Here is a 13,397-nt window from a genome sequence, read left to right as displayed (position 1 = left end):
CATCGGGGGTGTGACTAGCCCTGCTGCTGGGCGGCGATGTGCTCGGCGACCGCGTCCGGGAGCGTGATGGTCAGCGGCGTCCGGACCGGCATCGGCGCGTCGCCCCGGTCGACGATCGTGCGGCGGACGATCTCCCGCAGCACCTCCACCGCCGCCGCGCCCTCCGACTGCGGACCGGCGATGACCCCGCGCAGCATCCAGCGCGGGCGGTCGACGCCGACGAAGCGCAGCGAGACGTCGCCGACGATGGCCGAGATCTCCAGGCCCCACACGCCGCGGCCGATGTTGACCTTGGCGCCGTCGGCCCGCAGCTGGTCGGCCAGCTCGCTGCTGACCTCCCGCCACAGCCCGCCGGTGCGCGGCGCGGCGTACGCGCTGACCGTGATCTGGCCCTGCTCGGTGACGACGTGCACGGCCCGCACACCGCTGGTCTCCGGGTCCATCTCGACCTGGACCTGCGACCCGTCGGGCACCGGCACCTTCACCGAGCCGAGGTCGATCCGCGGGACACCGTCGTCGTCGAAGTCCGCGACGTCGAACGGGCCGTCGGAGACGTCCGACAGCTCGGAGTCCTCGCTGTAGGACTCGTCCTCGATCGTGTCGTCGGCATCGGGCGCGGCGTGCCGTCCCGCGGACCCGCCCTCGGTCCGCCGCTTGCGTCCGAAAATCCCCACTACTGCTTCTCCGTTCCTTCCCCAGCCGCGAGCGCGTCTGCTCCCAGTGTGGCGTGTCCGCCCGTGGAGCCGTAGCCGCCCGCGCCCCGTTCGGTGGCGTCGAGCTCGGCGACCTCGACGAACTCGGCGTGCTCGACCCGCTGCACGACCAGCTGGGCGATGCGGTCGCCGCGCGCGAGCTTCACCGGGTGCACCGGGTCGTGGTTGATCAGGCAGACCTTGATCTCACCGCGGTAGCCCGCGTCGATCGTGCCCGGGGTGTTGACCACCGAGAGGCCGACCCGGGCGGCCAGGCCGGACCGGGGGTGGACGAACCCCGCGTACCCGGGCGGGAGCGCGATCGCGACGCCGGTGCCGACCACCCCGCGTTCCCCGGGTTGGAGCACGATATCCGAGGTCGTGACGAGATCGGCGCCCGCGTCGCCCGGTCGGGCGTAGGCGGGCAGCGGGACATCCGGGTCGAGCCGGGAGAGGAGTACCTGAACGCTGGACACGGGCGGCGAGATTACTCTCTACCCGTGGGTGAATCAGCGAAGACGGCCTCGACTGCCGCGGTCCGGCACTCCGAGCGGCTCTACGTCCCGTGGTGGGGCTGGCCGCTGCCGGTCCTGGGCGCGATCCTGCTGGCGGCCGAGATCGACCTCGGGTACCCGGGGATCCGGGCCTGGCTGCCGTACGTGATCGCGTTGCCGGTGGTGGTGGCGCTGCTGCTGTCGCTCGGCAAGTCCCGGGTCCGCGTCACCGGCGGCGACGAGCCGGAGCTGTGGGTCGGCGACGCCCACCTGCCGCTGCGCTACGTCGGCGAGGTGGAGGTCTTCGACAAGGACGCCAAGCGCAAAGCGCTCGGCCGCGACGGCGACCCCGCGGCCTACGTGCTGCACCGCGGCTGGGTCGGCCCGGCCGTGCGGATCCGGCTCACCGACCCCGCGGACCCGACGCCGTACTGGCTGTTCAGCACCCGGCACCCGAAGCGGGTCGCCGAGCTGCTCAAGGGCGCCTGAGCGCACGCCCCGGACATGTGGAAGGGGGCCGGCCTGCCGGCCGGCCCCCTTGTCCCCAGCGCGCTTCGAGCCCTCCCCTGTCCCTCAGGGCTCTCCGTCGCGTCTGTTCGTCCCCTGAACCCCTGGTCCGAGCTCCCGCACCTGTGTCAGGCGCAGTCGCGGCAGATCAGGCGTCCGCCGCTCTCCTCGGCCAGCCGGCTGCGGTGGTGCACCAGGAAGCACACGGAGCAGGTGAATTCATCCGCCTGCTTCGGCACCACCTTCACGGTCATGTCCTCACCGGAAAGCCCGGAGAGGTCGGCACCCGGCAGCTCGAAGTTCTCGGCGGTCGCGTCCTCGTCGACGTCGACGACGCCGGACTGGTTCTCGTTCCGCCGGGCCTTGAGCTCCTCCAACGAGTCTTCGGCCAGCTCGTCGGCTTCGCTGCGGCGCGGAGCGTCGTAGTCGGTAGCCATGTGTCCCTCACCCCTGCGATCAGCTTGTGTAGTCGTTTTCCCGGACCCGCGGGTGCGCCCGTGAGTCCGCCGTGCCGCTGGTCAACGTTCCAGGGCCCCTGTTTGTGCCCGACGGCCGGAGTGACCGAGGTCTCTCTCGTTTTGGGCCTCGTCCTGCGGCCGGAGCCCGGGAAGGGTAGCTCACGCCTTCGCGGCTTCTGCAACGAGTCAGACATTGCCGGGGAATCGTCACCCGACAGGGGGAACCCGCAGGTAAGACGCGTTGTCGTCCATTCGGGTTGCCCCCGGGTGGAGAACCTCACGAGGGGCCCGTGTCCGCTTGCCCCGGCCGACCCCCGCGTGGTGCGATCGCCGCACGGGGAAGGGCCCTGGGCGGCGCCCGGGACGCGGGAAACCGGTGGGGTGACCCGGGCCCGCGCACGCGGGCCGCAGCGCCTAGGCTGATCCGCCACGACGGTGCCGACGAGCTGCCGTCGGGTTCTGGGTTCGGGAAGGGACGGGCAGGTGGCGTCGGGGAACGGCATCGGGGACCGTGGGGCGCGGCCGTATCGCAGGCACAAGCCGCTGCCGGCGCTGATCGTCATCGGCGTGCTGGCGCTCGGCGCGATCATCGTGTGGATCAACGCCGCGGTCGGCAAGGGCGACGTCGACGAGGCCGTCCGGTGCGACCCGCCGGCCAGCCCACCACCGGGTGTCACGTTCGCCACACTCCCCCACAACGCCCTCGACGACCGCGCGCCGGTCCCGCCGGACAAGGTCCCGGTGACGGTGCTCAACGCGTCGAGCACCCGCGGCCAGGGCAGCATCACGACGACCGCGCTGCGCGAGCTCGGGTTCACCAACACCGGCGAGCCGGCCAACGACCCCGCCTACGAGAACCGCGAGGCGAAGTGCCGCGGCCAGATCCGCTTCGGCGAGAACGGCCTCACCGCGGCGCGCACGCTCACCCTCGTGGTGCCGTGCGCCGAGCTGGTCCAGGACAACCGCAAGGACACCAGCGTCGACCTCGTCACCGGCACGAACTTCGGCGACATCCGCCCGCGCGCCGAGGCCCGCCAGATCCTCACCCAGCTCGCCGAGTGGTCCAAGGCCCACCAGGGCGGCGGCGGCAACGAGCAGTCCGCGGGCGCCCAGGCCCCGGTCATCGACCAGACGCTGCTGGCCTCGGCCCGCGACGTCCAGTGCTGACCCCCTGACCCACCAGGCACGCAAGCCGACCACTCAGGCGCGAGCCGACCCTCCAGACACGCGAGCCGACCGCCCAGGTACGCGAGTCGTCCACCCAGGTGAGCGAGTCGTCCTCTCAATCACGCGTGTCGACCCTCCAGACACATGAGTCGACCCCTCAATCACGTGTCGTCCATCCAGGCACGCGAGTCGTCCGCCCGGGTACGCGTGTCGACCCTCCGATCAGACGCGATGCCGCTCCAATCACGCGAGATGCCTCCTCAGACACGCGTGATGCCCTCCCGATCACGCGTGCCGCCCCTCAGCGCCCGGCAACGGCCGTCTCAGGCCTCCGTCTCAGACGTCCGCGGCCCCGCACTCCCCCAGCACCTTCCGGAGCACCTCCGCGACCGACGGCGCCGCCGCGTACGTCGCGTCCGCGCCGAGATCCGGCGCCGCGCCCGGCAGCACGACAGCAGCGCCCGCCTCCGCCGCGATCAGCGCGCCCGCCGCCCAGTCCCAGCGGTGCAGCCCGTGCTCGGCGTAGGCGTCCAGCCAGCCCGCCGCGACCGCGCACAGGTCGAGTGACGCCGCCCCGTTGCGCCGGATGTCGCGGACCCGGCCCAGCAGCTCCGCCGCGAAGCGAGCCTGACGCGCCCGCCGCTCCGCCGAGTACGCGAACCCGGTGCCGACCAGTGTCAGCTCCAGCCGCGACGGCGCCGAGACGGCCAGCCGCCGCCCGTCGAGCCACGCGCCCTGCCCCCGGGCCGCCGACCAGACGCGGCCGCTCACCGGCTCGACCACGGCGCCGGCCACCGACACCCCGCCGATCTGCGCCGCCACCGACACCGCGAACCACGGCAGGCCGTAGAGGAAGTTGACCGTGCCGTCGATCGGGTCGACGACCCACGTGACGCCGTCGTCGCCCGCGGTCCCGCCGCCCTCCTCGCCCAGCACCGGCTCCCCGGGCCGCAGCTCGGCGAGCCGGGCGCGGACGAGCCGCTCCGACTCGTGGTCCACCGCGGTGACCACGTCGGTGTCGGCGGACTTGGTGTCCACGGCGACCGACCGGCCCGCCGCCATCCCGTCCCAGGCCTCGCGGACCAGCTCGGCGGCCTCCGTCGCGACCTGCACCGCGACGCTTTTCAGCAACGACTCGTCAACTCCCACGTCCGTCATGTCACCACATCCGGTTAAAGTCTCCGAGGCAGGCTTCTGAATCGTGCGAGAAGGGACCACGTCCGTGGTGGAGGCGACCCGCCGAGGTTTCGGCATCGACATCGGCGGCAGCGGGATCAAGGGCGCGCTGGTCGACCTGGACCGGGGGCAGCTCGTCGGCGACCGGATCCGGATCGAGACGCCCAAGCCGTCCACCCCCTCGGCGGTGGCGGACGTCGTCGCCGAGATCGTGGCCCAGGCCGGCTGGGACGGCCCGGTCGGCGTGACGCTGCCGGCCGTCGTGAAGAAGGGCGTCGCGCACACCGCGGCGAACATCGACAAGCAGTGGATCGGCACCGACGCCGACGCGCTGTTCGCCAAGCGACTCGGCGTCGGCGTCGACCAGGTCGCGATGCTCAACGACGCCGACGCGGCCGGCATGGCCGAGATCCGCTTCGGCGACCCGGTCGCGCGCACCGGCGTCACGGCGCTGCTCACCTTCGGCACCGGCATCGGCAGCGCGGTGTTCCAGGACGGCAAGCTCGTCCCGAACACCGAGTTCGGTCACCTGGAGATCGACGGCCACGACGCGGAGAAGCGCGCGGCCGCCTCGGTGAAGGACAACGAGGGCCTGACCTACCCCGAATGGTCCAAGCGGGTGCACCGTTATCTGACCGTGCTCGAGAACCTGATCTGGCCGGATCTGTTCATCGTCGGCGGCGGCGTCAGCAAGAAGGCCGAGAAATGGGTGCCGCTCCTGAACATCCGCACGCCGGTTCTGGTGGCGTCGCTGCAGAACAACGCCGGGATCGTCGGCGCCGCGGCCGCCGCGGCCGAGGGCATCCAGCACTAGACCGGACCGTGATCCGGGCGCGGAACGGGGTCCGATCCGGGCCCTCCGGCAGGCCGGAGGGTGATCGCTTCGCGACGCATGCGCGTACCGTCGTTACAATGGAACACGGCCCACGGCTGCGGAGGGCAAAACCGCAGGCCGAGGCGTGATCCCCGAATGTGAGGCAGCAGCGGCTCCGTGTCCGCTGCTCGTCATGATCGACCGCTGCGAAAGGGCGTAAGTGGCAGCCGCAAGAACCGCAACCCGAGGCGGGACGAAGACAGCGACCGCAGCCGGCGAGCCGGCCGAAGAGGCAGCCACCGGGACGGCGAAGCCAGCGGCGCGCAAGACCACCACTGCCAAGAAGGCTCCGGCCAAGAAGGCACCGGCGAAGAAGCCCGGGACCAAGGGCGAGGACGGCGAGCCCGACGGTCCCGAGGGCATCGAAGGCGAGCTCGACTCGCCGGACTTGTCGGACCTGGAAGAAGTTGAAGTCGAGGTCGACGTCGTCGACGAGACGGTCAGCGACACGCCGGACGCCGATGACGACGATGACGACGAGGAATCCGACGAGGAGACCCCGGCGCAGCGCCGTCGCGGCGCGGCCGCCGACAAGGCGGCCGCGGCCAAGAGCCCCGACAACCCGGACTTCGTCTGGGACGAGGAGGAGTCGGAGGCCCTGCGCCAGGCGCGCAAGGACGCCGAGCTCACCGCGTCGGCCGACTCCGTGCGTGCCTACCTCAAGCAGATCGGCAAGGTCGCGCTGCTGAACGCGGAGGAGGAGGTGGAGCTGGCCAAGCGGATCGAGGCCGGGCTCTACGCCGCCGAGCGCGTGCGCACCGCCGAGGAAGAGGGCGAAAAGCTCGTCACGCAGATGCGCCGCGATCTCAAGTGGATCGTGCGCGACGGCGAGCGCGCCAAGAACCACCTGCTCGAGGCGAACCTCCGGCTCGTGGTGTCGCTGGCCAAGCGCTACACCGGCCGCGGCATGGCGTTCCTGGACCTGATCCAGGAGGGCAACCTCGGCCTGATCCGCGCGGTGGAGAAGTTCGACTACACCAAGGGCTACAAGTTCTCGACGTACGCCACGTGGTGGATCCGCCAGGCGATCACCCGCGCGATGGCCGACCAGGCCCGCACCATCCGCATCCCGGTGCACATGGTCGAGGTCATCAACAAGCTCGGCCGTATACAGCGTGAGCTGCTCCAGGACCTCGGCCGCGAGCCGACCCCGGAAGAGCTGGCCAAGGAAATGGACATCTCCCCGGAGAAGGTCCTGGAGATCCAGCAGTACGCGCGTGAGCCGATCTCGCTCGACCAGACCATCGGCGACGAGGGCGACTCCCAGCTCGGTGACTTCATCGAAGACTCCGAAGCGGTCGTCGCGGTCGACGCGGTGTCGTTCACGCTGCTGCAGGACCAGCTCCAGTCGGTGCTGCAGACGCTGTCCGAGCGCGAGGCGGGCGTGGTCCGGCTGCGCTTCGGCCTCACGGACGGCCAGCCGCGCACGCTCGACGAGATCGGCCAGGTGTACGGGGTGACCCGTGAGCGCATCCGGCAGATCGAGTCGAAGACGATGTCGAAGCTGCGTCACCCGTCGCGGTCCCAGGTGCTGCGCGACTACCTGGACTGATTTTTCTTCGGTACCAAAGAAGAACCCCGCCACGATCGTGGCGGGGTTCTTCTTTTTCCGGGAGGGTGGCAAGGAGATCATTTTCCTTCCTGAGGAGCCTCCATTGCAGATCGGCATCGGATTGCCGAACCAGGTCCGGGACATGCGCCCGGGCCTCCTTCCCGGCTGGGCCGCGCGCGCCGAGGCCGCCGGGTTCTCGACGCTCGGCACGGTCGGCCGGATCGCCTACCCCGGCGTGATGGACACCGTCGCGCTGGCCGCCGCGGCCGGCGCCACGTCACGGATCGGCCTGCTCAGCAACGTCCTGCTCGGCACCGTGTGGCCGCCCGTGTTGCTGGCGAAGGAGATCGCCGGGATCGACGGCGTCTCCGGCGGCCGCGTCACCCTCGGCATCGGGATCGGCGGCCGGCCGGACGACTTCGTGGCCGACGGGCTCGGCCCCAAGGGGCTCGGCAAGCGGATCGACGCCGACCTCGAGGTCTACCGGGACGTCTGGAACGGCAAGCCGGTCGGCGGCGGTGACAACCCGGCGGTGCCGCCCGGCACCCGCGAGGTGCCGCTGCTGTTCGGCGGGTTCGCGCCGAACGCCCTGGCCCGCATGGCGAAGTGGGGCCAGGGTTACGTCGGCGGCTCGATGCCGCCGGCGATGGTCGCCGACGCGTTCGGCAAGGCCCGCGAGGCCTGGCGTGAAGGCGGCCGCGAGGGCGAGCCGCGGCTCGTCGCGATCGTCTACTTCGCACTCGGCGAGCCGGACACCGGACGCGAGAAGGTCGGCGACTACTACAGCAACATGGGCGAGATGGCCAAGGTCGTCGTGGACAACGTCCGCACGACGCCGGAAACCGTGCGGACAGCGGTGCGGGAGTTCGCCGATCTCGGCGCGGACGAGCTGATCTTCAACCCGGCCACCGACGAGATCGACGACGTCGAACGGCTCGCCGAAATCGTGCTGTGACGCCGTTTCAGGCCCGGCCGGTGAGTGCCGTCCACGGGACGTGCACCGTGACGCGTTCGCGCAGCTGCTCGTTGAGCAGCCACAGCTCGCCCGTCGCCGGCCAGTAGGACAGGTTCTGGCTGTTCACCGGCGCCTGCCCGGGCAACCTCGACGTCGAGACGCCGCCGACCCCGCCGTGCAGGCACGACGGGTGGTCGCCGGCCACTCCGGCGTACTCCGGGCAGACGCCGGTGAGCACGAAGTAGCCGCCCCGGGACACCGCGCCCTGCATCCCCCACACCGGTGACGAGAACCCTTCTTTCGCGTGCACCAGGCCGTCGGCCGCCGTCGCGAGGCGTCCCGTGGTGGCGTCGAACGGCCAGCGCAGGATCCGGCCGCCCGCCGCCGCCGGGACGTGCTCGGCGGTGACGAACGTGGAATCGCTGTGGTCGAAGGAAAGCGTCGAGAGGCAGGGGCGCGCGCCGGTCGCCGTCGTGCAGGCGCCGCCGCCGGGATACCAGTACGCGCCGACCTGCGGCATCGCGTAGTCGTAGTAGGCGGCGTGGTACTTGCCGTCGGTGCCGAGCCCGACCGTCGCCGAGCTGTCGTCGACCTTCCAGAAGTGCGTCGTGTCGAAGACGCGGATCAGGCCGCCGGTGGTCGCCACGAAGAGCAGGTTGCCGGCCCAGGTGATGCCGTGCCCGTGCCCGGCCACCACGGCGAAGTTCGTGTCGGACGTCGGTTCCACGAGCAGGACGTGCCGGTAGCCGTGGCCGTTGGCGTCCACAAAGGACAGTCGGACCATGGTGTCGCCGGTGGTGTGCCACGACGTCGCGACGACGCGCTTGCCGCCGAAGGTCCCGGTCACCGGGTCGGCGTCACCGGAGCCGGTGAGGCCCTGCGGGATCCAGTCGTTGGTCTTGTCGTCGTTCGCGTCCTCCCAGCAGAAGCCCGCCGGTTTGAGGGTGGCCGCGAGGTAGGTGCCGTGGCAGAGCGGGCGGGCCTTGCGGTTGGTGTCGCCGAGCAGCGCCGGGAGCCCCTGCGGCGGGAGCTTCTTGTCCAGGGCGGCGATCCGGGCGCCGTAGGTGGCGAAGGTGTCGCCGGTGGTGAGCCGGTAGCCGTCGACGGTCGCCGCGTCGAGGCGGGGGAAGCTCGCGGCGGCCTGGGCGGCCGTCGTCGTCGTGAGGCCGAGCAGCAGGACGGTCACCAGGCCGATCAGGAATCGCATGCCGGGCAGGGTGCCGGGCGGGCGTACACGTCCCGTACAACTCAGGGGACGGCCAGGCCGCGCTCCCGCAGCGACTGCTCGACGCGCAGGCGTTCGATCTCGCGGTCCATGCCCTCGGGCAGCTCGGCGAGCCGGTGCGGGACGCCGATCTGGCGGCAGGCCTGGGTGAGCAGCTCGTCGTAGGCCTGGCGGGTGCCGTACCGCCGCGCGGCCGGGGTGCCGGACGGGTAGTCGACGAGCAGCCGGTGCACCCGGCGCAGGTCCGCGGCGACCCGTTCGATCGGCGGCCCCTGGGGCGCCGGCTGCCGCTTCTCCCGCAGCCGGCGCACCACGCCGGGGAGGCGCAGGGCGCACCAGAAGAGCACCGTGGGAGCGATGCAGACCACGGCGAACAGGATCAGATTCGCGAGGACGCCTCCGGCGCCGGCCATGCCCTCATCGTAAGCCCGCCCGGAAGGCCGGGCGAAGCAAATTTCCGTACCGGAACGGCCGACACGCGTACCCAGCCGGACGACACGCGTACCCAGCCGGACGACTCGCGTACCTGGAGAGTCGGCTCGCGTGCCTGAAAGGTCGGCTCGCGTGATCAGAACGCCAACTCGCGTGATTGGGGGGTCAACTCGCGTGTTTGGAGGGTCGACACGGTCGCTGCGGCCGTGTTGACCCTCCAATCACGTGTGTCGGCTTCCCAGTCACGCGAGTTGGCTTCTCCGTCACGGGTTACGGGAGGTCCAGGGTGGCCGGGGGTGTCTCTTCGGTGAGCCAGAGAACTCCCGCGGGCGGGAGCTGGAGGATCGCCGAGGCCGGCTGGCCGTGCCAGGGTGAGTCGGTGGCCTCGACGAGACCGAGGTTGCCGACGCCCGAGCCGCCGTAGATCTCGGCGTCGGTGTTGACCACCTCGCGCCAGCGGCCCGCGGACGGCAGGCCGACCCGGTAGTCGTGGTGCGGGACGCCGGCGAAGTTGGCGACGCATGCCAGCCGCGAGCCGTCGGCGCCGATGCGCAGGAAGCTCAGGACGTTGCCGCTGGAGTCGTTGGCGTCGATCCAGGCGAAGCCCTCCGGCGAGGTGTCCTGGCTGAACAGCGCCGGCGTCGACTTGTACACCGAGTTCAGCGCCCGCAGCAGGTCCTGGACGCCGCGGTGCAGCGGCTCGTCCAGCAGGTGCCAGTCGAGCGACCGCTCCTCCGACCACTCGGACGGCTGGCCGAACTCGCCGCCCATGAACAGCAGCTGCTTGCCCGGGTGCGCCCACATGAACGCCAGCAGCGAGCGCAGCCCGGCCGCCTTGTTCCAGGCGTCACCCGGCATGCGGCCCCACAGGGATCCCTTGCCGTGCACCACTTCGTCGTGCGAAAGCGGCAGGACGAAGTTCTCGCTCCAGGCGTACACCAGCGAGAACGTCATCTCGTTGTGGTGGTAGGCGCGGTGGATCGGCTCGTGGGACAGGTAGCGGAGCGTGTCGTGCATCCACCCCATGTTCCACTTGAACCCGAACCCGAGACCGCCCAGGTGAGTCGGGCGGGTGACGCCCGGCCACGCGGTCGACTCCTCGGCCACCATCACGATGCCCGGGTGTCGCTTGTAGACGGTCGCGTTCAGCTCCTGCAGGAACCGCACCGCGTCGAGGTTTTCCCGGCCGCCGTACTGGTTCGGCAGCCACTCCCCTTCCTTGCGGGAGTAGTCGAGGTAGAGCATCGACGCCACCGCGTCGACGCGCAGGCCGTCGAGGTGGAACTCCTCGATCCAGAACAGCGCGTTGGCGACGAGGAAGTTGCGGACCTCGTTGCGGCCGAAGTCGAACACGAGCGTGCCCCAGTCGGGCTGCTCGCCGCGGCGCGGGTCCGCGTGCTCGTAGAGCGCGGTGCCGTCGAACTTCGCCAGCGCCCAGATGTCCTTCGGGAAGTGCGCGGGCACCCAGTCGACCAGCACGCCGATCCCCCGCTGGTGCAGGCGGTCGACGAAGTAGCGGAAGTCGTCGGGCGAGCCGAAGCGGGACGTCGGCGCGTAGTACGACGTCACCTGGTAGCCCCACGAGCCGCCGAACGGGTGCTCCGAGACCGGCAGCAGCTCGACGTGCGTGAAGCCGGTCTCGAGGACGTAGTCGCCGAGCTGGTCGGCCAGCTCGCGGTAGTCCAGGCCGGGGCGCCACGAGCCGAGGTGGACCTCGTAGACGCTCATCGGCGCCGCGGCCCACTGGGTCGCCTCGCGCTGCGCGACCCACTCGTCGTCTTCCCAGCTGTAGGCCGAGCGCGTGACGACCGACGCCGTCGCGGGCGGCAGCTCGGTGCCGAACGCCATCGGGTCGGCCTTCTCCTGCCAGTTCCCGTCGGCGCCGAGGATCCGGAACTTGTAGCAGGTGCCGGCCCCGACACCGGGCACGAACAGCTCCCAGATCCCGGACGAGCCGAGCGAGCGCATGGCGTGCCCGCGCCCGTCCCATCCGTTGAAGTCGCCGATCACGCGGATGCCGCGGGCGTTCGGCGCCCAGACCGCGAACGACGTGCCCTCGACGGCACCGCCGGGCGTGTCGTAGGAGCGCAGGTGCGCGCCGAGCGCTTCCCAGAGCCGCTCGTGGCGTCCTTCGCCGATCAGGTGCAGGTCCAGCTCGCCGACCGTGGGCAGCCAGCGGTACGGGTCGTCCGCGGTGACGCTGTGGCCGTCGTACTCGACCTCCAGCCGGTAGTCGCCGGGGTGCTCCGGGACGGCGGCGGCGAACAGCGCGTCGATCACCGGCTCCATCGGGTACCGGTGCTCACCCACGATCAGCGCGACGGCCTTGGCCCCGGGCAGCAGCGCCCGCGCCGCGAACCCCTTGCCCACGGCGTGCACGCCCAGCACCGAGTGCGGGTCGTGGTGCGAGCCGGCCAGCAGCCGGTCGATGTCGGCGGCCGGCGGGGCCGCGTCCGGGAGGTTCTCCGGTACCGCGTTCACGATCCTCACCCATCTCCCCGCATGATCCGGGCGATCGAGGCGAGCGGGACGCCCAGCCAGTCGGGCCGGTTCGCGTGCTCGTAGCTCACTTCGTAGATCGCCTTGTCCAGTTCGAACGCGCGCAGCAGCTCGCGCTGGTCGCGGGGGTCGGCCGCGACCGCGGCGTACCCCTCGCAGAACGCCGTGCGGTTGCGGTCCGACCACTCCTGCGCCCGCTCGACGAGCTCCGGGTCGTCCGGCTGCCCGACCAGCATCTGCTGGGCGGCGTAGTCGAACGACCTCAGCATGCCCGCCACGTCGCGCAACGGCGACCGGAGCGCGTGCCGCTCCTCGACCGGGGCCGCGGGCTCGCCCTCGAAGTCGATGAGCAGCCAGCCGGTGACCGTCCGCAGCACCTGGCCCAGGTGCAGGTCACCGTGGATCGGCTGCATCGAGACCGAGTCGGCGGGCAGCGCCCGGAGCGTCTCGAACGACGCCCGCAGCGCCGGCGCGTGCTCGGCCAGCTCCGGGACGCGTCCGGCGACGGTGTCGAGCCGCGCGATCATCGCCTTCATCGTGCGGTCCAGCTCGTCGGCGTCGACACCTTCGGTGCCGAGCGCCTCGGCCAGGTCCGCGTGCACCTCGGCGACCGCGCGGCCCAGCCGCTCGGCCTCGCCGGCGAAGTCGCCGCCGACCTCCTCGGCGTGCCGCTCCGGGCCGGCCATCAGGTCGCGGACGCTGGTGGTGGCCATCGCCCAGCCGTCGACGGCGTCCGGGATGAACTGCTGGAGCATGCCGACCGTGGTCGGCTCGCCGTCCAGGTCGCCGGTGATCGAGCCGAGCGGCTGCGCGATGTGCTTGCTGCCGACCTTCTGCAGCGCGCGGTGCAGCACCAGGTCCTTGTTCTGGCCCGGGGTCAGCTTGCGGAACAGCTTGAGGATGTACTGGCCGCCGTAGACCAGCGAGGTGTTGCTCTGCTCCGACGAGATGGGCCGGGCGCGCAGCCCGGTGTCCAGCTCGACGCCGGGCTCGTGCTCGAAGCCGAGCACACCGACGTGCCCCTCGCTCGCCATCAGGTCCAGCAGCACCCCGGTGAGGTCCGCGTCCGCGGACGCCTCGTACGCGCTCAGCTCGCCGCCGGAGACGATCCAGCTGCCGCTCGCGATCTCCGGCGGGTGCGTCCGGCGGCCCACGAGCAGCTGGTAGGGCTCGCGCCGGTCGTCCTGGGTCACCTCCACCACGACGTGCAGCAGCTGGGGGTCACCCTCGACCAGCTCGGTCACGCCGAGTGCACGGACACCGGTCACCGGCCGGTCCTTGCCGGCGAACCAGCGTTGTTCGGGCAGCCATCGGGCCAGATCGCCGGTCAGTGCGTCGACCAGCTCACTGGTCTCGGACACGGAAC

General features: G+C 71.4%; 13 protein-coding genes. 5 read left to right on the top strand and 8 right to left on the bottom strand.

The window, feature by feature from the left end:
* Positions 1-14 precede the first annotated feature (14 nt).
* Both ACIOD2_RS29150 and dut read right to left on the bottom strand, forming a co-directional pair.
* Positions 15-674 (bottom strand): DUF3710 domain-containing protein, encoded by a 660-nt coding sequence (locus ACIOD2_RS29150; RefSeq protein WP_400544747.1) that lies wholly within the window; start codon positions 672-674, stop codon positions 15-17.
* Positions 674-1,168, bottom strand: coding sequence for a dUTP diphosphatase (dut, locus tag ACIOD2_RS29145; protein ID WP_400544744.1), 495 nt, complete (start codon positions 1,166-1,168; stop codon positions 674-676). Before dut ends, ACIOD2_RS29150 begins: the two co-directional genes overlap by 1 nt.
* 24 nt (positions 1,169-1,192) lie before the next feature.
* Between dut and ACIOD2_RS29140 the strand changes: the two genes are divergently transcribed.
* Positions 1,193-1,675: a DUF3093 domain-containing protein gene (locus ACIOD2_RS29140; RefSeq protein WP_400544741.1), complete on the top strand. Its 483-nt coding sequence runs from the start codon at positions 1,193-1,195 to the stop codon at positions 1,673-1,675.
* Positions 1,676-1,821: 146 nt separating this feature from the next.
* Here ACIOD2_RS29140 and ACIOD2_RS29135 read toward each other — a convergent pair whose 3' ends face one another.
* Complete coding sequence (locus ACIOD2_RS29135; RefSeq protein ID WP_086676737.1) at positions 1,822-2,130, bottom strand: DUF4193 domain-containing protein; 309 nt, start codon at positions 2,128-2,130, stop codon at positions 1,822-1,824.
* A gap of 504 nt (positions 2,131-2,634) precedes the next feature.
* Between ACIOD2_RS29135 and cei the strand changes: the two genes are divergently transcribed.
* Positions 2,635-3,318, top strand: a complete 684-nt coding sequence (gene cei / locus ACIOD2_RS29130; protein WP_400544737.1) for an envelope integrity protein Cei — start codon at positions 2,635-2,637, stop codon at positions 3,316-3,318.
* A 336-nt stretch (positions 3,319-3,654) separates the two neighbouring features.
* On the opposite strand, the gene ACIOD2_RS29125 is transcribed toward cei, so the two are convergent.
* Entirely contained in the window at positions 3,655-4,476 is an 822-nt protein-coding gene (locus ACIOD2_RS29125) for an inositol monophosphatase family protein (RefSeq protein ID WP_400544734.1), read from the bottom strand.
* Between the two features lie 64 nt (positions 4,477-4,540).
* Here ACIOD2_RS29125 and ppgK point away from each other — a divergent pair, with 64 nt between their 5' ends.
* The 3 genes from ppgK to ACIOD2_RS29110 all read left to right on the top strand — a co-directional run bounded on the left by ppgK (position 4,541) and on the right by ACIOD2_RS29110 (position 7,875).
* Complete coding sequence (ppgK, locus tag ACIOD2_RS29120) at positions 4,541-5,308, top strand: polyphosphate--glucose phosphotransferase (RefSeq protein ID WP_400546151.1); 768 nt, start codon at positions 4,541-4,543, stop codon at positions 5,306-5,308.
* 220 nt (positions 5,309-5,528) lie between these two features.
* Positions 5,529-6,920, top strand: a complete 1,392-nt coding sequence (locus ACIOD2_RS29115) for an RNA polymerase sigma factor (protein ID WP_400544731.1) — start codon at positions 5,529-5,531, stop codon at positions 6,918-6,920.
* Between the two features lie 103 nt (positions 6,921-7,023).
* The gene (locus tag ACIOD2_RS29110; RefSeq protein ID WP_400544728.1) at positions 7,024-7,875 is read left to right on the top strand and encodes an LLM class flavin-dependent oxidoreductase; all 852 of its coding nucleotides are present in this window, start codon (positions 7,024-7,026) and stop codon (positions 7,873-7,875) included.
* Positions 7,876-7,882: 7 nt separating this feature from the next.
* On the opposite strand, the gene ACIOD2_RS29105 is transcribed toward ACIOD2_RS29110, so the two are convergent.
* From ACIOD2_RS29105 to ACIOD2_RS29090, 4 genes are all read right to left on the bottom strand, one after another.
* On the bottom strand, positions 7,883-9,082 hold the full coding sequence (locus ACIOD2_RS29105) for a hypothetical protein (RefSeq protein ID WP_400544725.1): 1,200 nt from the start codon (positions 9,080-9,082) through the stop codon (positions 7,883-7,885).
* A gap of 41 nt (positions 9,083-9,123) precedes the next feature.
* Positions 9,124-9,513, bottom strand: coding sequence for a hypothetical protein (locus ACIOD2_RS29100; protein ID WP_400544722.1), 390 nt, complete (start codon positions 9,511-9,513; stop codon positions 9,124-9,126).
* 289 nt (positions 9,514-9,802) lie between these two features.
* Complete coding sequence (glgB, locus tag ACIOD2_RS29095) at positions 9,803-12,013, bottom strand: 1,4-alpha-glucan branching protein GlgB (RefSeq protein WP_400544720.1); 2,211 nt, start codon at positions 12,011-12,013, stop codon at positions 9,803-9,805.
* Positions 12,014-12,018: 5 nt separating this feature from the next.
* Positions 12,019-13,392 carry a phosphotransferase gene (locus tag ACIOD2_RS29090; protein ID WP_400544717.1) on the bottom strand — a complete coding sequence of 458 codons (1,374 nt, stop codon included), beginning with the start codon at positions 13,390-13,392 and terminating at the stop codon, positions 12,019-12,021.
* Between the last annotated feature and the right edge of the window lie 5 nt (positions 13,393-13,397).

It is taken from the genome of Amycolatopsis sp. NPDC088138 (assembly GCF_044741685.1).
Classification (GTDB): domain Bacteria; phylum Actinomycetota; class Actinomycetes; order Mycobacteriales; family Pseudonocardiaceae; genus Amycolatopsis.
This window is presented reverse-complemented; position numbering and strand designations above follow the sequence as displayed.